Here is a 22,200-nt window from a genome sequence, read left to right as displayed (position 1 = left end):
TCTTGTGGGCTTGGCAGGATTCGTCTTAGCCTCTCGATGCTTGCCGGAGGTCACTATGGAATTTAGAGGCCTTTGTTGAATTTCAGATATTCGAAAAAGGATTTGATTGATGTCGCGTTTTTCCAGCCTAGGTGTTGCCCCCAGTGAGACAAGGAAAATCTTGCGGGACCGCTTCCTTAGCAAGCTGCCAGTGATGCGGCAGCAGCCGCATCGTGCTGATTCGACTGTAGTACGGGATGAGTTAGCGCTGCGGTTTCTCGCAGGACTGACGGTTATCTCACAGTCGGATTGGTCGACGGCGGCAAGCACCTACAGCCAGGCAGTGACGGACACCACCCCTCTGAAAGACCTCCCGGCTGTCATCGAAGCTGGTTGGCTGCGTTACATTTGGGGGCGCGTTGGCGCCGAACGCGCCCTTCGCTCAGCAATACGCCAAACGCATCCAGGCGAGATCGATGCACTACAGACCTTGTTGTCTGATCTGCATGGTCAGCGGTATGAGATTGATGTCACCGTTCGTGAAGATGTGGAATTGGCGGAGCTCGTTAAATCCTTTGAATCGCCAGATGGGCGCGCGTCCAGGATCGTTGCGCGCACACCGGAATGGGTCGCTGCGAGGCTTTGGGAAATACTCCTGCAAAAAGAAGCCACACCGGCTGACGCGCTTCGTCGGTGGGTCGATTTGTGGAAAATCCTCGGATATCCCTCCCTGACTCCGAAAGCAGTTTGGAGTGAGGCAGACGCCAAGCCATTCCGGCAGGAAGTGCTGCTGGTGCTATCAGAGGAGCCCGCTCTACTCAGCTGGAGCGAGACCCGTGACAGATACCTCAAGCAGGCGGAGCTCGCTCCCGGCCACGCTCGGATCTTCGGCGCCGCGGATCTCCCGCTCGTGCCCCGATCACCGATAGCGCGAGCACTTTGGATTCGGTCGGTAACTGTTGAGGGGTTTGCCTTTGAGTCTCACGAGCTGTTCGAAGACTTGGTTCGACTGATGAGGGTCGTCCTCTCAGAGGCAGGAGACGCCGATCTCTCGCCAGCCCCACACCCAGTGGCAGCGCAAATTTTTGCTCTTGCCGCTGATCGGGCAACCTTGTTCAACTCCCTGCTCTTTGATGTTCAGTCTGACCCTCGCTTGCTTGCCGACATGGTCCTTGATCCTCATGGTTCTGGCCTCGCATGCCTCCTAATCGCGCAATGGACGGCACCTCCAGGGGGATGGGAGCGCGACCTGCTCTCTCGAGCTTTTCTACTCGACCAGGCCGATGCATTTGATGATGCAGTATCAATCCTTGGTGAGCATCTGCGTGCCCAAAAAGCGGATGTCGCAAGTGTGGCTGCACTCCTGCAATGGTTCCATAGCCGAGCTGCACGAGGCTTTGTCGATGACGTCGCCCCAGCAGATGCGCCGTACGTGTCGCTTAAGCGAGAGCTAGCCAAGTGCACAGGCGAAACGTTGATGGCGATCGCAGGCTCGCTTGATAGGGAGGCAATTCAGCGCGGGCCTGGAGAGCCTGCTTTTGCCGCAGTCCTGGAGTTGTGTGATCTCGGCGGAATTGAGGAGCAGATTGATGCCGAGGCAATCATCGGTGCATATGCCGACGCTATTGCTGCTGGTGAGTATTCACTGTCGGCGCACCGAATTGGTTCTTCTACCGCGTCTGCGCTCGCTCGCATTTCTCAGCGATCCGAATCTCTGAGGCGACAGTTCCTCTTCCCCATGGATGTAAAGGAAAGGTTGGCTACCAAGACAGAGGAAGTAGCAAACGAACACGTTGCTGCGTATACCGTCATTCGCTCGGTTCGCGCCCACATTCGGATTCTTTGTCGAGCAGTCATTGGTGGAACGACAGATGTACCGGAGGACCTGTTCCAGGCTCTAGTTGCAATGGTCAAAACAGGGGCGCTTGAGCACAAAGAAAAGGGCCGAGTTGCTGCTTTCGCTCCGCGCCAAGAGTCCACTGTTGGCGTAACGCCCAATGACCGACCATTGGCTTTTGACTTGGCCGCAGCTCTAGGAAAAATTGATCATCCGCATCAGGAGCGCCTTCTGGCTGCGATTCTTGAAACCGATGAACCACTTATTTTGGCGCAGTTGCTTCTGAAGTGCCCCTCCCACCTGCGGCAGCAAGTAGATCAACGCATTGCAGCCATCGCGCCGACTGATGCGGGTACCATCCATTCACTTTCGGAGATGCAGGAACGAATCAGGCAATTGATAGCTGCAGGGGCGGCAGACGCTGCTGAGCTGTATATGGGGGCAGAAGAGCGGCTCGTCACTATGGGGCAGGTGCCGGGGCGCGAACTGGAGCGGTTTCAAAATCAGCTACAGATTTACCTTCTTCGCGAGAACTGGGCTGCGATTTCTTGTGCCCAGGTGCCCACCCACTTCTCGCAGATGGATAGACAGTATGCCCAGGAGTCGTTGCAGTTCAGCCAAGCGTTAGCTGCGCTTCACGGGCACAACGGTAATGCTCAGACAGCGATGGCTACTTTTTCTCAGCTGTTTGCGCGACGCCCGTCTTGGGCATTGGCTGCCAACTGGCTGATTGCCGCTTTGCGAGGAGTTCTAGGGAGCGATGGCTTTGCGCAGCTCCAAGGTGCGCAAATTCGGGAAGGCCAGCAATTACTCATGCAGGCACAAAGCATGTCATCCAGGTTGAGAGCTGAGCCTGGAGAGTCGAGCGAGGCATTTGAATGTAATCGTGCGCTCTTGCTACTCGGGCTATCCGAACCTGCACAAGCGCTGGCTAGCCTGACGGCCGTGACATTTACTCGATGGCAAGACACGGCTGCTGCCTACCGTGCTGTTGCTTACGCGAGAATGGGGCAAAAATCCAAAGCAACGGCAGAATTGGACGCCGCGGACTATGCCTGTGGTAAGACGCCTGTACTCGCTGCTGCGCGGTCGCACATTGCGAGCGGCAGTCTCTACCTATCGGTTCCGGACGTTTCTCTTCATGACAATCTGAATCTTCCCTCTGCGATTGCGCGCTTTCTTTCGTTGGATCCCCAGCGGCAAGCGCAGGTGCTCAAGCAAGAAAGCAACGCCTTTGAGTTACTGCTCATCGAGTACGTGCGAGGAGCATCCGACGCGGTGACCTCGCTTGTTCCGATGATGAAGGACGTCCGCATTGACTCGTGCGAGGATGATTTGAATGCCCTTATTCAGCGAATCCTGGCTGCGCGCATTCATTTCTTGGGCTGGACAGTAGAGGACCAGTCCAAGGGTGGATTTACTGGCAAGGGCAACCCTGGCGAGAGGGATCTCCTCGTCAAGTGGGGGCACACAACCCTCGCGGTGATCGAGGCGCTGATCTGTGAGAATGCCGTAACTCAGGACTCGGTGAAGGCAAATCTGGAAAGCCATTTCCAGAAGCTACTTGGGTACAGCACCACCCAGATCTTCTTTCATCTCTCGTACGCTTACCTTGCAGATAAGCAAGCACTCCTGCAGTTCCTGGAAACGGCGAGCGAGACTGCCTGCCCCGAAGGCTTCGTCTATCAGGGGCGTACAACGATAGCGCACGTAGACTCGCGACCGCCTGGATTTGTGGCGAGCTATCAGGGAGATTTTGGCGAGGTGAAGGTCGTGTTTCTCGTCTTGAATTTCGGCCAACAACGTCAACGATCCGCGGCTAAGGTCGCCGCAGCTACAAAAGTACGAAAGGCGCCAGCAAAGGGAAAAGGTAAAGCCTCTTTGAACGGGGTCGTAAAGCCTTCCCGTGCTAAGCCTCCCAAGGCCGCGACGTAAGTCTTGATTGAGCTCAGCGCGGCCGGCTCGGCTGTCAAGGAAGTGGGCGCAGCGGAAATTAGCTGCTCCGCTACGTCCAGATCCGATTGCAAATTGCCCTTCAAAGGACCGTCGCGATGGTCGAGATTGAGGGTTACCGCTCGAATATTGTCGATGAGTTCAGTTAATACAGCCTGGAAGGTGGTGATGGGAAAGTAAGACGGCCTGGCCCCTGTGTTTGAAGCAGCTGCAGAGCTGGCAGAACGGCACCTGCTCGGATGTCTGATGATCGACAGCCGCCAAGGAGCTGAACCCTAGTGACTTCGTGGGGTACGTCAATTGCCGACTCTACCTTGCTATGGAAGAGCTGATGAGCACAGGCTCGCCTATCGACGTGGTTAGCTTGGCTGAATATCTGGCAGGCAACGAGCGCTATCAGGATATCGGCGGTTTGCGCTTGGCTGCTGAAATGGCGGCCAGCACGCCTGCCTGTCGTGTGCAAGTGCCCGTACTGGCTTGCCTACTTCGTGGGTATGGGCTGCCTCGATCGCTGTCGTGCTCACCGTAGCAACGCCGCACCGTGTGCGGTTTACTTGCAGCTAAAGCTAACGGCTGGCCCCACGGTCGATCCTGGATCACCACCGTAGAGGATATCGCCCGTAGTAACCGGAAGATTCGTGGCGAGCTTTTGGGACAGCGGGTCTGCTACGTATACGGCGAGAAGGCTGTCGCCCCGCTATCAGAATGAGCCGACTTGAGTCGGTATTGAAGCTTGCAGTTTGCTGGGTAACAAGTCCGGCAGATTCGCCTACTGCACCTCAAATGTCAGTAGGTTGTATCGACGCTAGGCTGAACTTCGGAAGATGACTCGGCGTACTTGGGATATTTCGCATTCCGCCATTCAACTGGCATTCGATACCTTGGCGTAACAGGCCACGGATTAGAGCCCGTAGTCTGCACTACCTCGATCCAAGTCAGAGCAGGCCATTTCGGCGCGCCATGCTTGCCAGGTCCACTAACGATCTGACTTTTAACTTCGCAAACACTCGAGATTTATAGGTGCCGATCGTATTGCTACTCAGATTAGTCCTTTCGCTGATTTCCTTGCTAGAAAGACCCAGTAGTAATTGCTGAAATACCAGCCGTTCGCGATCGGAAAGTGATGCAATACGTCGGGCCTCACTAATCTCCATATCGGCACCGCCGTCTGAGTTGAAGGTGCTCTGTGGAAAATAGGTATATCCATTCATCAAAGCCAAAGCGGCATTAGTCAACTCCGCAAGGTCACCACGCTTGGACACAAAACCCAAAGCACCTGCACTCATACAGCGACTGGAATAATAGTTGGCCGGCTGCTCGGTCAGCACCAGCACCTTAAGCCCGGATGTTGGTGCATTCAATTGTTCAAGCACCCCCAGGCCGTCCAGGCCTGGAATAGAAAGGTCCAAGATAATTAGGTCTGGCAACAACTCACGAGCCAGCTCAACAGCGGCCAAGCCATTTTCCGCCTCACCCACAACTTCAAATCCCTCATGACTCAGAGTCAATTTAACACCGACCCGCATAAAGGGGTGGTCATCCACGACCAAGACTCTAAACATATTTTCCCCGCCCCACCCACAGAGTGCGATGCTGAACGCATCCTAGAAGCCGACTACCTAGAGAGCGGATTCGGTAATAATTCATCGATTTTCCTCTCTCATCTCATGCGCGGAAGGCAATCCTCCCTCCGCAGCTAAGCATAATTAAGATTCCTGAACTTTTCGGGCGTACGATAGCGTAGGTAGAAATTCGCACCAAAGTTCAGTTCCGGTGCATTAAACGAAAGGCAACTCGGGATGCGCCAAATTTTTCCCTCCTGATTCTGACATGAAAGCTTCAGAATGTTGCATCGCCGATGCATTCAATTAGTTCGGTGAAATAACGCTGCCACGGCGAAATCTAGGCCACACGAAGCAGTGTAGGTTTTTTATCTTTTTATTCTGTAAGTATTTTCAGATTTCGTTGTAGGTGTTTTCTCTTTCTTCTGATTTATTTTCCATTTATGCCGTAAGTATTTTCCTTGAAAATTGGAGATCACTAAAATATAGGATATTTTTTTGGCCTGAGGCATCGTCCATTCTCAGATTCAGTGGTCACATTCGGGGAGTGTCTTTAGGGAGATGCTATTGAAATCAAAGTCTTAGTTATAAAACCACAAAGCCATTTGGTTAATGTCAAGATTTATGGCTGCGCTAGTGCCGTATGCGCTAGTTATTCATGGCGGAGTGTGAGCGGCGGCTTCAGTGCATTTGCGCTAGGTAGGAGTGGGCTAAGATTTCTACTCGAAAGTCCTCGGGCCAATATTGGCCCGAGGACTATGGCGGGACTGCAAAATTCAATAAATCAACTATGAGTCAAGCTATTGTGCTCTTCGGATGGGACACGCTGGCTGGCTTGGGAGGTAATGAATATGTCATCTATTCCGTCAAGAAAGAATTACACTCCACTGAGAAAACAGATTTCCGTTACAGCACTTTGTCCAGATTTCCCATACAACTATGATGTCTTGTTAACTACGGCTCGAGACAACAACGCAACTCCATTCAATATTGACGCGGCGCACTATGGCAAGGAAGTGGCCATAGTCGGATGCGGAGTCTCCGGCATCGTGGCCGGCTATGAATTGATGCGTATGGGATTGAAGCCAATATTTTTTGAGGCTTCTGATAGAGTTGGGGGGAGGCTGTATTCGTATCCTCGAGGTAATGGAGCCGTTGCTGAGTTGGGCGCCATGCGATTTCCCTTAGCAGGGAAGGCATTGAGCTTTTACTATCAGAAAGTTGGAATGGATCAGAACAAGGCTCCCTTCCCCAATCCAGGTACTGATGCGGCGGTCAGCACTGTGGTGGACTATTTGGGGGAAATTAATTATTACGAGCCAGCCGATCAGGTCAACTTTCCCACGCCTCCAGAATATACCGCCCTAGAGGATAAGTTTATCGTTGAATTCCTCAATGCTGCCCCATACAACCTGGATGAAATGGTCGACTTGATGACCGACCCCATCACGCCACAAAAGCAGCAGGCGATAAAGAATGCCTGGAATGCACTGATAAATCCGCCATCCGGGGAGAAGTCATGGGATTATCGGAGCTTCTTCGAGTGCTTAAGTAATGACCCTTCGTGGAGCTTCTCTGAAATCGAAATGTTTGGTCAGATCGGTTTCGGCACGGGCGGGTGGAATACCGACTATCCAAATTGCTTCCTGGAAGTCCTTCGCGTCATGTACATGTCGCTAGATGTGGATCACGAGTTAATGTATGACGGTGCAAATAGTTTACCGAATAGGCTTTGGTTCAGCCCCCTAGCTGCTTTTGGTGACTCGTATACGCATTGGAGTAGTGGGGCCTCGCTGGATCTTTTGTCTCGCGAGGGCGGCCGTAATCCGTTTAATCAACAGGTTAATCAGATTATGCGCGAGCCGGATGGCAGCTTCACTCTTAAGGTGGAGAATAATAACAATGGTGGGACTATCGAGTCGCATAATTTCCCCGCTGTTATCTATGCAGCCCCGATTCGCCTGCTGGACAAAATGCGTCACAATGGATCGGAGCAAGACTATAGGGCTATGACTGAAACATTATTTGGCCCGGAAATGTGGGAAAGCATCATGTATACCCACTATATGCAGTCTACCAAGGTGTTTGCTGCTACTAATTCTGCTTTCTGGACTCAGCGCGATAACGAGACTCCGCCGAAACGAAGGATGAGTGTAACCCTGTCTGACCGTCTGACGCGTGGGACTTATTTGTTGGACTATTCTGGGTCGTTGAGTGGGAGCTATACGGGGTCAGGGATTTTTCTATCCTACACATGGAACGATGACTCATTAAAATTCCTCGATGGAAGGCCCGAGGATCTTGCCCCAACACATTTAACTCAATGCCTGACGGTGCTTAAGGATATTTATCCTGACGTTGACTTTGACACCGAACTGGATGTGGTTAATGGTGGTGTGGAGTTGAATTGGGAGAACTACCGTTACTATCTTGGCGGATTCAAAATGAACCTGCCAGGCCAGTATGTGTACCAGCAGCGAATTTTCAGCCAATTCATGAATGGCATGGACACTGGGACTCCAGATGCATTCGTATTGGTAGGGGATGATGTTTCTTGGACTGCCGGCTGGACAGAAGGCGCTGTGACCTCTGCCATCAACGCGGTTAACAAACTCGCAGTGGTGTTTGGTGGAGGCGACAATCTGACACCTGGGCCGATTACCGAGTGGGATCTCTGGAAGCCTGTCGATCGTCTAGATATTAACCCTAACGGACCTGGGCATTATGGTCATCACGGAAAAGGTCACGTTCCCAGAGGGTGACTGAGATATTTTCTATTAAGCCCCCTCGCTCTTCGTGGAGGGGGTTTTTAGTTGTGGATTGTGTTTTTGCCAGAACTTTTTAAGATGTCTAATCGGAGCTGTGTGCGCTAAGAAATATAAGGCCGTATTTTGCGTTTTTCGAAGTACTGCCCACCATTCAGTTCTAGAGCGATTTCCATTAGGTCATGCGTCTGATGGGGCTAAGCTTCCGGGAGTGGTTTTTTTTGTGAGCATCTTGGTTTCAACCTCGAACACATTTATCAACTCTTCAAGAAGTGTGGTCATTAATTCACTTGGGCGTGCCGAGTGGCGAATGGCGACCTGAAAGTCTACTTCGTAGCGCAAGAGCTCGGGGTTCAAGGCACGTAACTGCTGTTGTTCAACGTGTTTGGTGGCGTAGTGCTCGGGTAAGAAACCTAGGTGCTGACCAGACAGAATCAGCAGAGCTGCACCATCCATGCTGTCGGTCAAGGCGGTCAGGCGCTCCAGTGCTGTGGGAGCTGGCATTTCCGGCAGAGGATGGCTGGGCCAAACCCATTCATTCTCGGCTACATCCTTGTGCTCCAACCCGCCAGCTGCTGGGTACAGGGGATGAGTAGCGCCACAGTAGGCAATTTGCGTTTCACGAAACAGCGGCAGGTAATCCAGGGTGTCGAGGCGTCTCCAGAAGTAGCCAATGGCAAGGTCGAGGTGCCCATTGATGAGCTTCTCCTCGAGAAAGGTCGAGGATAGCTCGGTGAACTGGAAAAACAGACCTTGATGGCGGGACCGTAGACGCGCGACAGCCAGGGCGATCTGCTTGTTCGCCTGCGGGTCGATCTGCCCGAGCAAGCCAATATTGAGCGTGCCACTTAGCGTGCGGTTGATCTGTAGCACTTCGAGCCGAAAGCCCTCTGCAGCAGCCAATAATCGCCGCGCGGCCTCAAGGAACTGACTGCCCTTGGGCGTCAGGGCGAAGCCAGCGCGACCGCGCTGACAAAGCCGGAAGCCTAGCCTCGTTTCCAGTGATGCCAATTGGGCGCTGATGGTCGGCTGAGTGGTATTGAGTACCCCTTGTGCGGCGGAAATACCACCCGCTTCGACCACGGCGAGAAAGACCCTGATCAGACGGATATCCAGTTCCGATACGTTACCCAGCATCGCTTACCTCGGACGTCTTACATAGGTAGAGATCAATGTTAACAGTGGGGCCGCAATATTTTACAGCGCCTTGACTGAGCCTAGATTCTGCCGTCGACGACACGGATTTGCGCAAGTGTAGGGATGTAATTGGTAGGTGATTCTGGATGGGTACGCATGAAGCGCGGGCTGCTCCATTCGTGATGACCTGCACCTTGTGCAGCATAGATCGACTCCATGTGCAGTGGCCGTGTCGAATCCTCCACAACAACAATATCGCGTAGAGCAGGAGCGTCTCCATGTCCGGGTCCAGCCATACAGCCCGCACTGCCGAAACCGGCAGCGGACTGGCCATCGAAGGCCATTCCATCGATTACATTCCCGAGTCCGAACGTCATGCTCGGCTCTCCAGCCAGGGGCCATTCTGGTTCCTCGGCAACTTCCACTTCTTCACCATTTCCATTGGTTTTGTCGGGCCGAGCCTCGGTCTGTCCGCCTTGTGGACGACCCTGGCTGGTGCACTCGGGATCATGTTCGGCACCCTGTTCATGGCCTTCCATGGTTCCCAGGGGCCGGAGATGGGGCTGCCGCAGATGATCCAGTCGCGCGCCCAATTCGGTTATCGCGGGGTTGTGCTGGCGCTGCTGGCCACACTCTTCGTATTCGTCGGCTTCAACGTGGTCAACGTCTCGCTCATCATCGACGGTTTGCACAGTGTCTTCGGTCTTGAGCCGGTGCCGGTCGCCTGCACAGTCATCGCTGCGGGGGCCTTGCTGTCGATCTATGGCCACGACCTGATGCACAAGGCGTTCAAATGGGCGCTGATGCTGACACTGCCGCTCTACTCGTTGGTGACGGTCGCGCTGATTTTCGGCGCCGGCCAGAGCGATGTGTCTACCGCACAACCGAGCAATCTGGGCTTCAGCTGGGTCGCCTTCGCCACCCAGTTCGCCATTGCCGCCAGCTACAACATCTCCTACGCACCCTACGTGTCGGATTACTCGCGTTATCTGCCCAAGCACACCAGCCGTCCCAAGCTGATTGCAGCGGTGTTCCTCGGCGCATCGCTGTCGGGAGCCTGGATGATCGGTCTTGGTGCCTGGCTAGCTCAGTTGCTGCAAGCGTCTGATGCGCTGGTGGCGCTGGATCGGGTGGGCTCTTCGCTGCTGCCAGGTCTCGGCCATGTGTTGGTATTGGTATCGGTGGCTGGATTCCTGCCGGTGATCGCCCTGAATACCTACAGCGCCATGCTGACCCTGCTTACTGGAGTCGATTCCGTTCGTCGAATCACACCCACGCCGCGCGCCCGAGTGTTGTCGATCCTGGTCATCACGCTGGTGATCTTGGCGTGCGTCCTGTCGATTCGCGGCAACGGCATTTCCATCCTTAACACCTTCCTGGTGCTGATGCTGTACTTCCTGGTGCCCTGGACCGCAGTGAACTTGGTGGACTACTTCGGCGTCCGCAAAGGCCGCTATGCCATCCCGCACTTCTTCACGCCCAGTGGCATTTACGGCGCCTGGCAGATACGCGGCATCCTTGCCTATGGGGTGGGTTTCGTCTGCATGATTCCGTTCTTCTACATCTACGATGCGGCAGCCGGTAAAGAGGTCTTCGTCGGCCCCATCGCGCGGATGCTCAATGGCGTGGACATCGCCTGGTTGGTTGGCCTGCTGGTATCCGGCCTGACCTACTTCATGCTCAGCCGCTCTCTGGATCTAGAAGCGGAGCGCCGTGTAGTCGATGCCATTAGTGAGCGTGACATTCTCGCCATGACACACGTGGCTGATGAGTCTTCGTCGTGATGCTGCCAACAGAGAGAACAGTTATGAATGCTCCCAAATTTGTCACCGTAGCCTGCTGCCAGGTGGCGCCAAAGGTGGGAGATTTGACCCACAATCGACGTCTCGGTGAGCGGGTGATCCGCTCTGCCGCACTGCGTGGTGCACAGGTTATCGTGTTGCCTGAGCTGGCGCAGAGCGGCTACGTCTTCCGCGATCTGGCTGAGGCGCTTGAGCTTGCCGAGACGCCAGACGGTCCGACACTGCAGCTTTGGCAGATGCTGGCCCGAGAGTTGGGCATCGTCATCGTTGGCGGCTTCTGCGAGCGCTTGAGTGATGGTCGGGTCGCCAACAGTGCGGCACTGGTTGATGACTGTGGCGTGCGAACGATCTATCGCAAGGCTCATTTGTGGGATGGCGAAAACGCCATCTTCACTGCAGGCAGTGAAGCGCCGCCGGTAGTAGAGACGGCCTTCGGGCGGATCGCGGTGATGATTTGCTACGACCTGGAGTTTCCCGAATGGGTACGCCTGCCCGCGTTGACCGGCGCCGAGTTGCTGTGCGCTCCAGTGAATTGGCCTTGGGGACCTCGCCCGAGCGAGGAGCGCCCGGCGGAGGTCATTCGAGTGCAAGCTAACGCTTCGGTAAACCGCTTGTTCATTGCCGCATGCGACCGGCACGGCCACGAGCGTGGGGTGGATTGGGTACAGGGTTCGGTGATTGTCGATGCGGATGGTTTCCCGCAAGCGGGGCCGGCGGAGGCCGTGGGCGAGCAGATCCTCGTTGCGACGCTTAACCTGGCAGAAGCGTGCAATAAACGAATCAGCCGCCACAACGACCTCCATCAGGACCGCCGTCCGGCGCTTTATGGAAACGCCGGATTGTTGGTCTGAGGCTCATTCGCGCTAGCGCACATCCGCATTTGCCAGCAAAGAGACTCACAGCGTACGTCCACCGCATGAGTTACCTGTGCAAAGCCAGGAGCAAAGTCTACGGCGCTGGGCAGCATGCCTGCGGGTACAGCAGGGAGTAGTTGACCTCCACGGCCTGTGTTGGGCATTGCTTCGCATTCAACAAGAATGATATCGAGGCTGGTATTCGTCGATGCGCTGAAGAAACTCAGCGAGGTACGCAGCCAGGTGCTGGGGAACTTGCGATAGGCAAAGAGTCTATAGATCGACCTGCTCGCCTCGTTGGCATCGGGCGATGCGTCAGCGGCGAGGTGGGCAGGTCTCAGGATGCCTCTCACTGCTCCATCTTGTAACATCAGTACCTTTCTGCCCGACCGCGCGAAACTGCCTCGATGCCCCACTACCAGCCCGATCATGACTATTCGCTGCGCCGCATTGGCGAAGACGGTGTGCTGTACCCGATGGCAGCTTACTATCTGCGTGGTGTAGAGCTATTCCGCGCCGTGCAACTGCGGCTCAGCAATCCCCTCGAGCGTTTCGAGGGACCGCCAATAGGGATGGTGGAGCAGGGCGCTGGCTCCAGCATGCGTGTCTTCGCCGGGCAGACCGAACTGGGCGACATCAACGTTGTGTCGGGTGTTTACACGAGTCGTACCGGGCTGCGTTTCCAGTTGGAAGCAATCCAGCTCTAGTCCAGTGCTTATACGGCTAGAGCAACGAAATGAATGAGCAGTTACGTGCCCTTCGCCAGGCGCCAGGGTATCGGAACGGCCCTGCCGCCGAACCAAGATTGACCGTCGTCAAAAGAGCCTGAATGCCAGCGCAGCAATGATGGTCGGAGGCAGTGCAGCCAACAGCAGCCCAAGCGGATGCACCGCCTCATCCTCGAAGTGTCCGCGCAAGATGGCAATGCCAGCCGGATTGGGGGCATTGGCGATGATAGTTAGGCCACCACCAACTACTGCGCCGGACACCAGGGCGTATTTGAATCCGTCGGACAGCCCTTCAACCTGCGAGCCCAGATAGGTCAGGGCTGCATTGTCGGTAAACGCTGTCAGGAGGGCTGCTCCGAAGAATACCTGGTCGCTGCTCATGCTCATCAGCACAGGTTGGAGCCACCATTGTTGCAGTCCTCCTAGAACGACGAGTCCAGCCAGGAAGAAGGCGACCAACAATCCTTCCCGGAGAATCAGGCGGTCCTGGTGGAGTTGGTACGCATGGGCAATCCCTAGGAAAAAGAGAAACAACCCCATGAACATCGCAGGATGATGGGCGAAGATCACGATGCTCGCGAGAAACGCTAAGTGAACCAATACCAGGACGGGCGGCACTGAGGCGGCGTTGTCACTCTGCGCTGCGGCCAACTGCCCCAACTCTCTGCGGAACATCAATGTTGCACCCAAGGCGTTCAACAGCACTGCAATGGCTGCTTTCCAGCCGAACGCCGACATCATGAAGGCAATATCCCAGTTCCATTTACCTGTAACCATCAGCACAGGTGGTGCAGCAAAGGGTGTCAGAGTGCCGCCAATGGAAATGTTGACGAAGAGCACGCCCAGCGTGGCGTACTTCAAGCGTGATGAAATGCCCCGCCCAAAGAAGCCCTCCGCCAGGATCAAGGCCGCCAGCGTCATGGCTGCCGGTTCGGTAATGAATGATCCCAGCAGAGGTACCACCGACAGCACGGTGAAATAGAACCCGATGCTACCAGGTAGTGGAATAGCGCGAGCAATCAAGCGGACTGCACCCAGGGCCGTTTGCAGAATGGGGCGGGTACCCGCGACTACCATAATGGCAAAGACAAACATCGGCTCGGTGAAGTTACGTGAGTCGATGTAGCGAGTCGCAACGGTTGCGCCATCAGTGGCAAACATCGCCGCGACCAACACCAATGCCCAGAAGCCAAACACCACCTCTACTTCACCAAGTAGATGCCACAGCCCCGCATGGGCAGGACGGGTATGCGCCAAGTGTTCAAAGAACTTAGTGGCGAATGTATGCAGGATGGCTACGGCGAACAGAGCTGCGCCGATTAACTCAATGCTGGATGGGGGCATGCGCACTCCGTGGGCGTCAGGTTGCGGCGACCCTAGCAGTGCATCCGGCGATGAGCAATATGAGGGCAATAGCTAGGGCTTGGTGCAAGGCATAAATGAGAAGTCCTGCCGGGAAGCAGGGTTTCAAGACATCCTTTGCTGGGGATTTCACGATCGAGCTGATTCCTCAGCCGCTGGAGTCAGCTCTGTGGTATTACGCGCGCATCACCGCCAGTGCCCTCGATGTAGACCGCCATGCCATGGCTCAGGCTCTGATTGACCGGCTGGGTTACGGACACCAGGACGCCATTCCTCATGCGGACGATGATCTGCTGTGCTTCCTGGGGCTGGTCATACTTCTTCTCCACATAGTTGCCGGCCAGGGCGCCGCCCAAGACACCGGCAACCATCGCTACATCGCGGCCGGTGCCCTGGCCGATCAGGCTGCCCAGTGCCGCGCCGCCTACGCCGCCGAGCACGGCGCCGATCCCGCTGTCATGGTTGGTCTGCATCTGCGTCAGGGTGATCTGTTCGATGCGTCCGGTGCGAATTTCCATTTCACCCGGCCCGCCATTGCCCGGGCCGACGTTTGCGCAAGCGGTCAGGGAAGCGGCGACGACAAGAGCGGCGATCCACGAAGTCATGGGTTTCATCAATAGGTTCCTCACAAAGGGCTGTTGCACTGCAGATCATTTTTTGTGTGATGCTCGAGTGCGGATTCCATGCCATCGGGAAATTCGGGCAGCGCCGCTTCCGGATACCTGCTCCATACAAACAAATTGGAGCCGGCGACTGGGGCGTAGCGATGCCGCGTGGCGTAGCCAGTCCATCGCATGACGCATCGACAATGCCCTGGAGCGGCTGCCAGGTGGGAGTTTCTTCGCCGCCCGCAGGGCCATGCCGGCCATCCACCCCGATTGCCAGCGTGGTGAACACCGCCCCAGGCCTCGTCCAGTCAGCTCCATCACCCGTCAGGTCCACCAGTAGCGGACGAAGTGGAAGAACACCGGCGCGGCGAAGCACACCGAGTCCAGGCGGTCGAGCATGCCGCCGTGGCCCTCGATCATGTGGCCCCAGTCCTTCACCCCACGGTCGCGCTTGATCGCCGACATCACCAGCCCGCCGAAGAAGCCGAGGATGTTGATCATCAGCGCGATCAGCAGCGCCTGCCAGGGCTTGAACGGGGTTATCCACCACAGCGCGCCGCCGATCAGGGTGGCCAGCGCCACGCCACCGACGAAGCCTTCCACGGTCTTCGACGGTGACAGGTTCGGCGCGATCCTGCGCTTGCCGAAGAGCTTGCCGCAGACGTACTGCAGCACGTCCGAGAGCTGCACGACAATCACCAGGAAGGCGATCAGCAGCAGGTTGCGCCCCTCGTAGCCGGCGATGTCCAGGGTCAGCAGTGCCGGCACGAAGGAGATGCAGAACACCGCCAGCATCAGCCCCCACTGCACCTTCGAGGCGCGTTCGAGGAAATGCTTGGAGTCGCCGCCCAGCGAGGCGAGGATCGGCAGCAGCAGGAACATGTAGACCGGAATGAAGATGGAGAACAGCCCGTACCACTGGATGCCGATCAGCAGGTACTGCATCGGCAGCACGAAGTAGAAGGCGGCCACCAGCGCCGGATAGTCACTGCGCCGGGTCGGCATCAGCGTGAGGAACTCGCGCAGGGCGTAGAAGGACACGCCATAGAACAGCAGGATCACCGCCCACTGGCCCAGCGCGAAGGCGCCGCCGATCACCGCGACCATCACCCACCAGGCGTTGATCCGCGCGTTGAGGTTGTCGATCACCGCGTGCGGTCCGGGCGGCGCCTTCCAGCGCAGCACCGCGCCGACCAGCGAGGCGAGGACGAGGATGGCGCCGATACCACCGAAGAGCAGCCAGGTCTGGTTCATCTCAGTGGCCCTCCGGCGCGGCGAGCTTGAGCAGCGCCTCGCGGGCGCGTTCGAGGAAGGCTTCCTTGGCCTCGCCCTCCTGTACCGTCAGCGGCGCGCCGAAGCTCAGGGTGCACAGCAGGGGCAGCGGCAGCGCGCGGCCCTTGGGCATCACGCGGCTGAGGTTGTCGAGCCATACCGGCACCAGCTCCACCTCGGGATGATTTCTGGACAAGTGATAGATGCCGCTCTTGAACGGCAACAGGCGCACCTCCTCGTCGAGGTTGCGCGTGCCTTCGGGGAACAGGATCAGCGAGTCGCCGTCGGCCAGCGCCTGCTCCACCGGTTCGAGCGGATTGCGGCCCTCCACACTGCCCTGGCGGTCGATCAGCACGCCGTGGAACACGCGGTTGATGATGAAGCCGCGCAGGCCGCCCTTGCCCCAGTAGTCCATGCCCGCCACCGGACGCGTACGGGCGCGCAGCTCGGGCGGCAACGAGGCCCAGAGCAGGACGAAATCGCCGTGGCTGCTGTGGTTGGCGTAGTAGATGCGCTGCGCGGGAATGGGCGTGGTACCCAGCCACAGGCTGCGCAGGCCGGTCACCGCGCGGGCACCGGCGATGATGGCGTAGGCGAAGAGTCGTTCCAGCATTCCGGGTACGTTCCTCAGGATTGGAAGGTCAGGGTGATCAGGCACAGCAGCGCGACGAGCCACTGCACCGCGCAAAGCAGAACCTGCCTGCGCAACAGCGCGAGCGCGCCTCGACTGCGCTCGCTCCAGGGACGGCCGGCCTTGTCCGCTGGTACTCCGGCGTAGGTGGCCAGCGCGTCGTCCAGCTGCCGGGTCTTCTCCGGCAGCGCATCGCCGGCGTTGGCCATGGCCTCGAACAGATCGGCATCCAGCGCCACGCGCATGGCGTAGAACTTCTGCACCAGGCCCAGCAGCACCAGCAACGCCATGCTCAGGCTGAATGCCAGCGTGGCGCTGGCCATCAGCACGCCATAGAAGCCGAGCGCCAGGGCCAGCACGGTCAGCGCGGAGGACAGGCCATTAAGGCTGCTGCCACGGCGCAACAGGCTGGCGACGAGGGTCAGGCCCGGATCAACCGACATGGATCACCTCCTGCGACAGGTTCGGCTGGCCGGCGATCTGCGCCAGCACCGTCCGTTGTTCGGCCTTGAGCACCACCTGCGGTCGTGCACGCCGAAGCTGCGCCACGGCCTCCTCGACCGAGCGGGCATGGCCGGAAACCAGCAGCCACGCCGCGACCAGCGTGGCGCTGCGCGAATAGCCCAGGGCGCAACAGACCAGCAGCGGCCCGGAGGCACGCAACTCGTCGATCAGCGCGGCGCCACGCCGGCACTGATCGACGCAGGGTGCCACCAGGTCGAGCAGCGGCAGGCACGCGTAACGGCGAGCCCGTGCCATGCAGGGCAACTCGGCGCACAGATCCAGCACAGCAAGGTCGGGCCTTGCTTCAAGATCGGCAGCACCAGGCAAGCGGCCGAGCCAGAGGCCAGGCAGCACTTCGTCCGGCTGCGGATGGCGGCGCGTCCAGGCGCGGGAATTGATCCAGGCGCCGAGCAGATAGGGCGCCAGCAGCCAGGACACCGCCAGCGACTGCCGGCCATCCGCGCGCTTCTGGAAGCCTTCCGCGCCGATGCCCAGGTAACAGAGCGCAACCAGCGCCAGCGACACCGCCGGCCAGAACAACCACAGCCACCCGCCACCGCCAACCAGCGCCAGCATGGCGCACACGGCCGATCCGATGGCGTAGGACGCCGCCAGCCGCAGCCGGCGCGGATCGCCGCTCAGGGCCCAGGCGGCGACGGGCGAGAGCCCTTCGCGCGGCCACAGCCAGACGCACAACCATCCGGCCAGCGCGCCGGTCGGCACGTCGATGAAATGGTGCTGCCAGGTGGTCAGCACCGACAGGCCGATCAGCGCGAACCAGCCGTGCAGCAGCCAGCGCCACAGCCCACTGGCGTAGCGCCCGTAGGCGACCCAGAGAATCACCAGCAGCGCGATGTGCAGCGAAGGCGCCTGGTTGAACGGCTTGTCGAAGCCCATCAGCAGGTCGAACAGCCAGCCGAACACGCCGTCCAGCGCCGGCCGCTCGAAGCTGAAGCGCAGCGGGAAGAGCAGGAAGCAGCTCACCGCAATCACCTGGGCGCTGAGCAGACGCAGCGCGTGGCTGTCCAGCTCGCGGCGCGTGCGCGGCAGGAGGAAGGACAAGCCGTAGAGCAGGTCGATGGACCAGTACGGGATGATCGTCCAGGGCCACAGCGGCATGCCGCGTTCCCAGTCGAACGCCAGCATGCCGACCGACTCGCGCTGCGCCGCCGACCAGTTGGCAAAGCCGTAGCTCAGGAAAAAGAACGGCCCGAGGAACACCAGCCAGATCACCGCCCGGCGCAGCACGCCGGGCTCGCGCGGCGCCATCAGCGGCGCTCCCGGCGGGCCAGGGACACGGTGAAGATGCCGTCCTCGTCGATGCGTTGGGCCAGTTTGCGGAAGCCGGCGGCTTCCACCAGTTGGTCCATCTCCAGCTGCGTGCGTCGGCGCATCACCCAGGCCTGGCCGGCGCGGTGGCTGGTCAGGGCGCGGGCGATCAGTTCCAGTTGCGGGTGCCAGGGTTGGCCGGTGTAGATCAGGTAGCCGCCTTCCTCGACCGCCTCGCCCAGGCCAACCAAAGAGCCGCTGACCATGGCGTTGTCGGCGAACAGCTCATAGAGGCCAGAGACCACCGCCAGCGTCGGTTTCGGTTCGACGGCGGCGAGGTCCGCGCCGTCGAAGGCATCGCCCTGGACGAAGCGGGCGCGGTCCTTGAGGCCCAGGCGCTCGATCAGTGCCGAGCCTTCGCGCACGTTCAGCTCGCTGTAGTCGCGCAGCAGCACGCTCTCCGGCAGCGGCCCGACGCCCTGCAGCGCTTCAAGGATGTAGCGCCCGTGGCCGGCGGCGATGTCGAGGATGCGTACCTCACGGCCCTGCTCGCGCAGGCTGGCCATGGCTTGGCGCAGCAGTTCCTCGATATTCACCTTGCGCTGGCGGATACCGCGCCAGCCGGCGGATTCCAGGTAGGTGCGATCGATCATCCGGCCCACAGGGCCCGCGCCGGCGGGCTGGTTGCGGTAGACGTAATCCAGGGTGCTGCCGGAATCGAAACCGGTCTGAAAGCCCAGGTTGATGCCGTCCGAGAGCAGGCGGCCGAGGCGCATGTTGGCCCGCGTCACGCGCCAGTAGAGGTCGCGGATCGACCAGGCCGGAAGCGGCGTAGCCAGCGCCTCGGCTTCGGCGCAGGTGTAGCCGAAGCGATCAGCAGCGCGCAGGTCGGGGCGCTCCGGCGCCCGGGCAAAGCATTCGAGCATGAAGCGCCGGGCGCGGCTCACCGCCTGCTCGCGGTGCAACTCGCCGAGGGTGTCGTGGAAGAAGCCGGGCAGGACGTGCAACTCCTTGCGCGCCGTGCCGAGGTTGTCGAAGAAGCGCTGCTGCGGCTTGCGGTGCACCACGAAGTCGGAACCGGAGACCAGCAGCTGGGTCGGCACCTGGATCGCCTGGGCATCGGCCACCACACGCTCGGCGGCGTCATAGAGGCCGAGCAGCACGTTCACCGAAATGGCGCGGGCGATCAGCGGGTCGCTGTCGAAGGAAGCGATGCGCTCCGGGTCATGGGTCAGGAAGTTGGATTTGACGTAGCTGTTGACGAAGAAATTGCCGCGCCACCAGCGGGCCAGCTTCAGCCCCGGCCGGGCGAAGGGCACGTAGAGCTTGACCTTGAACGCCGGCGAGGCGAGCACCAGGCTGCGGATCGGCGGCGCGTAGTCGTGTACCCAGGTGGAAACCAGTACGGCGCCGACACTCTGCGCCACCACCGCCATGTCACTGACGGCGATGCTGTGAGTCGCGGCGATGTGCTCGACGAAGGTCTGCACGTCGCGCACGCTGGTGCCGAAGCTCGGGCTGTCGCCACGGGCGCCGGGGGACTGGCCGTGGCCACGGGCATCCCAGGCGAAGATATCGAAGCCGGGCATGTCCAGCTCGTCGGCCAGGTGGGCGATGCGCCCGGAGTGCTCGTGGCCGCGATGGAACAGCAGCACCGCGCGGCGCGGTTCCTCTGCGGCGGATAGCGCCGGCCAGTGGCGGTAGAACAATTCGACGCCGTCGTGGGTCACGAAATGGTGATTCGAAGATTCGCGCATAACTTCCTCTGTTCGATGGCTTGGGGGGCTTTCCCATTCCCGCCGTTTAAGTCGTAAAGATTACTCAGGTGGCTTACTTTTCCTGCTGCTCGGAAAGCCCATGGCGCACGCGATTGACGATGGTCAGCAGCAGCAACACCGCCACCACCACCACCAGGTCGTTCAGCCAGTCCAGCGGCAGGATTCCCGTCGCCAGCCCCGCGCCGAAAATGCCGAAGCACAGCGCGCGGTCGCTCTTGCCCATCGGGCCGTCATAGCGGCGCGAGGCGCCGACCATCACGCCCAGCACGCCGGCGTACTCGCTGATGATCGCCAGCAGCACGACCAGAACGACCAACCCCGGCGCGACGCCCGGCAGCAGGGCGAACGGCAGGTACAGGGCGCTGTCGGCGATCACGTCGGTGAGTTCGTTGAGGTAGGCGCCGAGCTTCGACTGCTGGCCGAACTCGCGGGCGAGCATCCCGTCCATGGCGTTGAGCGCCATGCGCACGAACATCCACAGCGGAATCAGCAGGAAAATCCAGAGATGGGCACTGAGCAGCGCGACGACCAGCGCGACCAGTAGCGAAGCACCGCACGCGGCGAGCGTCACCTGGTTGGCCGTCACGCCACGCTGGTGAAGGCGGGTCACCTGGGGACGCAGGAGGTTCTGGAAGCGGGACTTGAGTTGGTAGACGGAGATCATGAAGGTCCTTCTCATCGATCGGAACGAACTGTCCACAGCCCTGTGGCTCTATCGATCATAGCTCTTGGGTGGAGGCTAGGCCGTAGGGAGCGGCTCAAGATAATCGGTGAATGATCCTGAACGTCGAGGGGCAGTCCAGTTCAGTGGCGTGCGGCTGAGTGAGTGACCGAGGCGATCCAACTTCCCGATCATCACGGTATCGCTCAGGCATAGGCTTGCTAGAAGAGCGTCGTGTGTCGCCTGGGCGATGCCAAGGATGCGCTCCCGTGCTTTCAATCTCTCATCTAATCCCCCTCTGCTCACTTGAGATTCTCCAGTGGATGGATCACCTCATAGCCGGTAACTCCCGTCATCACGACAGTCAATGTCGCGAAATAGCGGGTCACGCGAAGGCTTTTCGCATACATGGGGCGTCGTTCACCGTTGACGTGCCAATGAGGAGGCCTCTTCACGTCACGGGCCAGCGGATCATTTCCCAGGAGGAACGCCGGGTCGCCCTCTATGACCACTCCGACACAGGTCGTTTTCTCGCCTCGGTGGATGAAATGACCAACTGCCATATCCTGTCCGTATTCGTAAGAAGTGAGCGGCAAGTTCGCATATGTCGCCACGCGGCGGTCATGGGAAAATTCTGAATTTCAGGAAAGGAAATTCTTGCGCTTTCCCACTCCCTACGACCCTTGTGCCCATTTCTATCTGCTGCCCCACAGAATCATCAGTGCGGTGGATCACAGTCACTGGAAGGTGGGGCTGAACCTCCAGCGCAGGCGATTCCGAACCGTTGTAATTGAGTCCCTGGATCACTGGAATACATGCATTCGGAATGCGCCTAGCCATTCCCCGGAATTTGCCTACTCCGCAGGTCAATGGCCTTCAGTATCTTGCGCACCACAGGGCCAGGGATCAGGGCCTGTAGTCTGCAACGCTGAGTGAAGCCCTCTTACATCACCCGCACTCTCGGTGTAAGAGGGCTTTTTTGTGGGGCGAATATTGCCTTGATGCCATAGTCGTGCCTGCTCCTCGCTGATCTCGACTGTTCGAAAAGGCGATGCGGGCCCCGCTGACAGCTATCAATAGCGCTCAGTGTCGACCTTCGAAGCACCTCACTCTTGTGGTGTTGGTGCCGTCACCGTGTCGGCGTCGAAGGAGTGACGCTGCTGCCCCGCGCACTGAGTTGCCAGGTAATCGAATGTTGCCTAGTGGCTGCGCGCCCTCAGGTGGGGCCCGGCTGTGGCGGTCTCAGGCCTTGCTCTCGTGCGCAGTGGGAGAGGTGCGTTGTCATCGTTCGAGCAGGGCGCTCCGGCGGAGGCCTTCTACCTGCTGGTCATGGCCGCCTGAAGGCGACCTAACTGACCGCCGCTGGCCAACGCGGCTGGTGCGCGAGGTAACCACGTTCCGCCGGATCTGCACATGTGCGCAGATCCGCTATGAGCACACGGTCTCGGGCAGCTATGGGTTGGTGCATTGCCATGATGGCGGTGCCATCTGACCTCAA

Annotated in this window: 17 protein-coding genes; 6 read left to right on the top strand and 11 right to left on the bottom strand. The window is 58.7% G+C overall.

Annotation, left to right across the window (positions count from 1 at the left end; translation table 11 throughout):
* Window positions 1–109: 109 nt before the first annotated feature.
* Both GA645_RS16875 and GA645_RS29320 read left to right on the top strand, forming a co-directional pair.
* Window positions 110–3,751, top strand: a complete 3,642-nt coding sequence (locus GA645_RS16875; protein WP_152224148.1) for a hypothetical protein — start codon at window positions 110–112, stop codon at window positions 3,749–3,751.
* Window positions 3,752–4,055: 304 nt separating this feature from the next.
* Window positions 4,056–4,298: a DnaB-like helicase N-terminal domain-containing protein gene (locus tag GA645_RS29320; RefSeq protein ID WP_178119566.1), complete on the top strand. Its 243-nt coding sequence runs from the start codon at window positions 4,056–4,058 to the stop codon at window positions 4,296–4,298.
* Window positions 4,299–4,704: 406 nt separating this feature from the next.
* On the opposite strand, the gene GA645_RS16865 is transcribed toward GA645_RS29320, so the two are convergent.
* The gene (locus tag GA645_RS16865) at window positions 4,705–5,313 is read right to left on the bottom strand and encodes a response regulator transcription factor (RefSeq protein WP_306092906.1); all 609 of its coding nucleotides are present in this window, start codon (window positions 5,311–5,313) and stop codon (window positions 4,705–4,707) included.
* Window positions 5,314–6,182: 869 nt separating this feature from the next.
* Here GA645_RS16865 and GA645_RS16860 point away from each other — a divergent pair.
* The gene (locus GA645_RS16860; protein WP_152224146.1) at window positions 6,183–8,093 is read left to right on the top strand and encodes an NAD(P)/FAD-dependent oxidoreductase; all 1,911 of its coding nucleotides are present in this window, start codon (window positions 6,183–6,185) and stop codon (window positions 8,091–8,093) included.
* A 183-nt stretch (window positions 8,094–8,276) separates the two neighbouring features.
* Here GA645_RS16860 and GA645_RS16855 read toward each other — a convergent pair whose 3' ends face one another.
* Window positions 8,277–9,233: a LysR family transcriptional regulator gene (locus tag GA645_RS16855; protein WP_152224145.1), complete on the bottom strand. Its 957-nt coding sequence runs from the start codon at window positions 9,231–9,233 to the stop codon at window positions 8,277–8,279.
* 278 nt (window positions 9,234–9,511) lie between these two features.
* Between GA645_RS16855 and GA645_RS16850 the strand changes: the two genes are divergently transcribed.
* The 3 genes from GA645_RS16850 (at window position 9,512) to GA645_RS16840 (ending at window position 12,596) form a co-directional block, all read left to right on the top strand.
* On the top strand, window positions 9,512–11,017 hold the full coding sequence (locus tag GA645_RS16850) for a cytosine permease (protein WP_152224144.1): 1,506 nt from the start codon (window positions 9,512–9,514) through the stop codon (window positions 11,015–11,017).
* A gap of 23 nt (window positions 11,018–11,040) precedes the next feature.
* Complete coding sequence (locus tag GA645_RS16845) at window positions 11,041–11,886, top strand: nitrilase family protein (protein ID WP_152224143.1); 846 nt, start codon at window positions 11,041–11,043, stop codon at window positions 11,884–11,886.
* A gap of 410 nt (window positions 11,887–12,296) precedes the next feature.
* Window positions 12,297–12,596 (top strand): hypothetical protein, encoded by a 300-nt coding sequence (locus GA645_RS16840; protein ID WP_152224142.1) that lies wholly within the window; start codon window positions 12,297–12,299, stop codon window positions 12,594–12,596.
* A 108-nt stretch (window positions 12,597–12,704) separates the two neighbouring features.
* Here the strand turns inward: GA645_RS16840 and GA645_RS16835 are convergent, their stop codons facing one another.
* From GA645_RS16835 to GA645_RS16795, 9 genes are all read right to left on the bottom strand, one after another.
* On the bottom strand, window positions 12,705–13,961 hold the full coding sequence (locus GA645_RS16835; protein ID WP_152224141.1) for a putative Na+/H+ antiporter: 1,257 nt from the start codon (window positions 13,959–13,961) through the stop codon (window positions 12,705–12,707).
* 179 nt (window positions 13,962–14,140) lie between these two features.
* Window positions 14,141–14,593: a glycine zipper 2TM domain-containing protein gene (locus GA645_RS16830; protein WP_152224140.1), complete on the bottom strand. Its 453-nt coding sequence runs from the start codon at window positions 14,591–14,593 to the stop codon at window positions 14,141–14,143.
* 318 nt (window positions 14,594–14,911) lie between these two features.
* Window positions 14,912–15,841, bottom strand: coding sequence for a phosphatidate cytidylyltransferase (locus GA645_RS16825; RefSeq protein ID WP_152224139.1), 930 nt, complete (start codon window positions 15,839–15,841; stop codon window positions 14,912–14,914).
* Window position 15,842: 1 nt separating this feature from the next.
* On the bottom strand, window positions 15,843–16,472 hold the full coding sequence (locus GA645_RS16820; RefSeq protein ID WP_152224138.1) for a 1-acyl-sn-glycerol-3-phosphate acyltransferase: 630 nt from the start codon (window positions 16,470–16,472) through the stop codon (window positions 15,843–15,845).
* A gap of 14 nt (window positions 16,473–16,486) precedes the next feature.
* Window positions 16,487–16,933, bottom strand: a complete 447-nt coding sequence (locus tag GA645_RS16815; protein ID WP_152224137.1) for a hypothetical protein — start codon at window positions 16,931–16,933, stop codon at window positions 16,487–16,489.
* On the bottom strand, window positions 16,923–18,263 hold the full coding sequence (locus tag GA645_RS16810) for a phosphatase PAP2/dual specificity phosphatase family protein (protein WP_152224136.1): 1,341 nt from the start codon (window positions 18,261–18,263) through the stop codon (window positions 16,923–16,925). The genes GA645_RS16815 and GA645_RS16810 overlap by 11 nt, the downstream gene beginning before the upstream one ends.
* On the bottom strand, window positions 18,263–20,020 hold the full coding sequence (locus GA645_RS16805) for a bifunctional alpha/beta hydrolase/class I SAM-dependent methyltransferase (protein ID WP_152224135.1): 1,758 nt from the start codon (window positions 20,018–20,020) through the stop codon (window positions 18,263–18,265). The genes GA645_RS16810 and GA645_RS16805 overlap by 1 nt, the downstream gene beginning before the upstream one ends.
* Window positions 20,021–20,093: 73 nt before the next feature.
* Window positions 20,094–20,705: a CDP-alcohol phosphatidyltransferase family protein gene (locus tag GA645_RS16800; protein ID WP_152224134.1), complete on the bottom strand. Its 612-nt coding sequence runs from the start codon at window positions 20,703–20,705 to the stop codon at window positions 20,094–20,096.
* 299 nt (window positions 20,706–21,004) lie between these two features.
* Window positions 21,005–21,265, bottom strand: coding sequence for a hypothetical protein (locus GA645_RS16795; protein ID WP_152224133.1), 261 nt, complete (start codon window positions 21,263–21,265; stop codon window positions 21,005–21,007).
* Window positions 21,266–22,200: the final 935 nt, after the last annotated feature.

Origin of the sequence: Pseudomonas sp. SCB32, assembly GCF_009189165.1 — a bacterium.
Taxonomy (GTDB): Bacteria; Pseudomonadota; Gammaproteobacteria; order Pseudomonadales; family Pseudomonadaceae; genus Pseudomonas.
Note: the sequence above shows the minus strand (reverse complement) of the source record. Positions and strands in the feature narration are given on the sequence as shown.

Excerpts from the sequence above, each read along its gene's own strand:
- GA645_RS16830 (WP_152224140.1), bottom strand. The coding sequence starts at position 14,593 with ATGAAACCCATGACTTCGTGGATCGCCGCTCTTGTCGTCGCCGCTTCC.
- GA645_RS16810 (WP_152224136.1), bottom strand. The coding sequence starts at position 18,263 with ATGGCGCCGCGCGAGCCCGGCGTGCTGCGCCGGGCGGTGATCTGGCTG.
- GA645_RS16825 (WP_152224139.1), bottom strand. The coding sequence starts at position 15,841 with ATGAACCAGACCTGGCTGCTCTTCGGTGGTATCGGCGCCATCCTCGTC.
- GA645_RS16855 (WP_152224145.1), bottom strand. The coding sequence starts at position 9,233 with ATGCTGGGTAACGTATCGGAACTGGATATCCGTCTGATCAGGGTCTTT.
- GA645_RS16805 (WP_152224135.1), bottom strand. The coding sequence starts at position 20,020 with ATGCGCGAATCTTCGAATCACCATTTCGTGACCCACGACGGCGTCGAA.
- GA645_RS16850 (WP_152224144.1), top strand. The coding sequence starts at position 9,512 with ATGTCCGGGTCCAGCCATACAGCCCGCACTGCCGAAACCGGCAGCGGA.
- GA645_RS16875 (WP_152224148.1), top strand. The coding sequence starts at position 110 with ATGTCGCGTTTTTCCAGCCTAGGTGTTGCCCCCAGTGAGACAAGGAAA.
- GA645_RS16815 (WP_152224137.1), bottom strand. The coding sequence starts at position 16,933 with ATGTCGGTTGATCCGGGCCTGACCCTCGTCGCCAGCCTGTTGCGCCGT.
- GA645_RS16795 (WP_152224133.1), bottom strand. The coding sequence starts at position 21,265 with ATGGCAGTTGGTCATTTCATCCACCGAGGCGAGAAAACGACCTGTGTC.
- GA645_RS16835 (WP_152224141.1), bottom strand. The coding sequence starts at position 13,961 with ATGCCCCCATCCAGCATTGAGTTAATCGGCGCAGCTCTGTTCGCCGTA.
- GA645_RS16860 (WP_152224146.1), top strand. The coding sequence starts at position 6,183 with ATGTCATCTATTCCGTCAAGAAAGAATTACACTCCACTGAGAAAACAG.
- GA645_RS16800 (WP_152224134.1), bottom strand. The coding sequence starts at position 20,705 with ATGATCTCCGTCTACCAACTCAAGTCCCGCTTCCAGAACCTCCTGCGT.
- GA645_RS16840 (WP_152224142.1), top strand. The coding sequence starts at position 12,297 with ATGCCCCACTACCAGCCCGATCATGACTATTCGCTGCGCCGCATTGGC.
- GA645_RS16845 (WP_152224143.1), top strand. The coding sequence starts at position 11,041 with ATGAATGCTCCCAAATTTGTCACCGTAGCCTGCTGCCAGGTGGCGCCA.
- GA645_RS16820 (WP_152224138.1), bottom strand. The coding sequence starts at position 16,472 with ATGCTGGAACGACTCTTCGCCTACGCCATCATCGCCGGTGCCCGCGCG.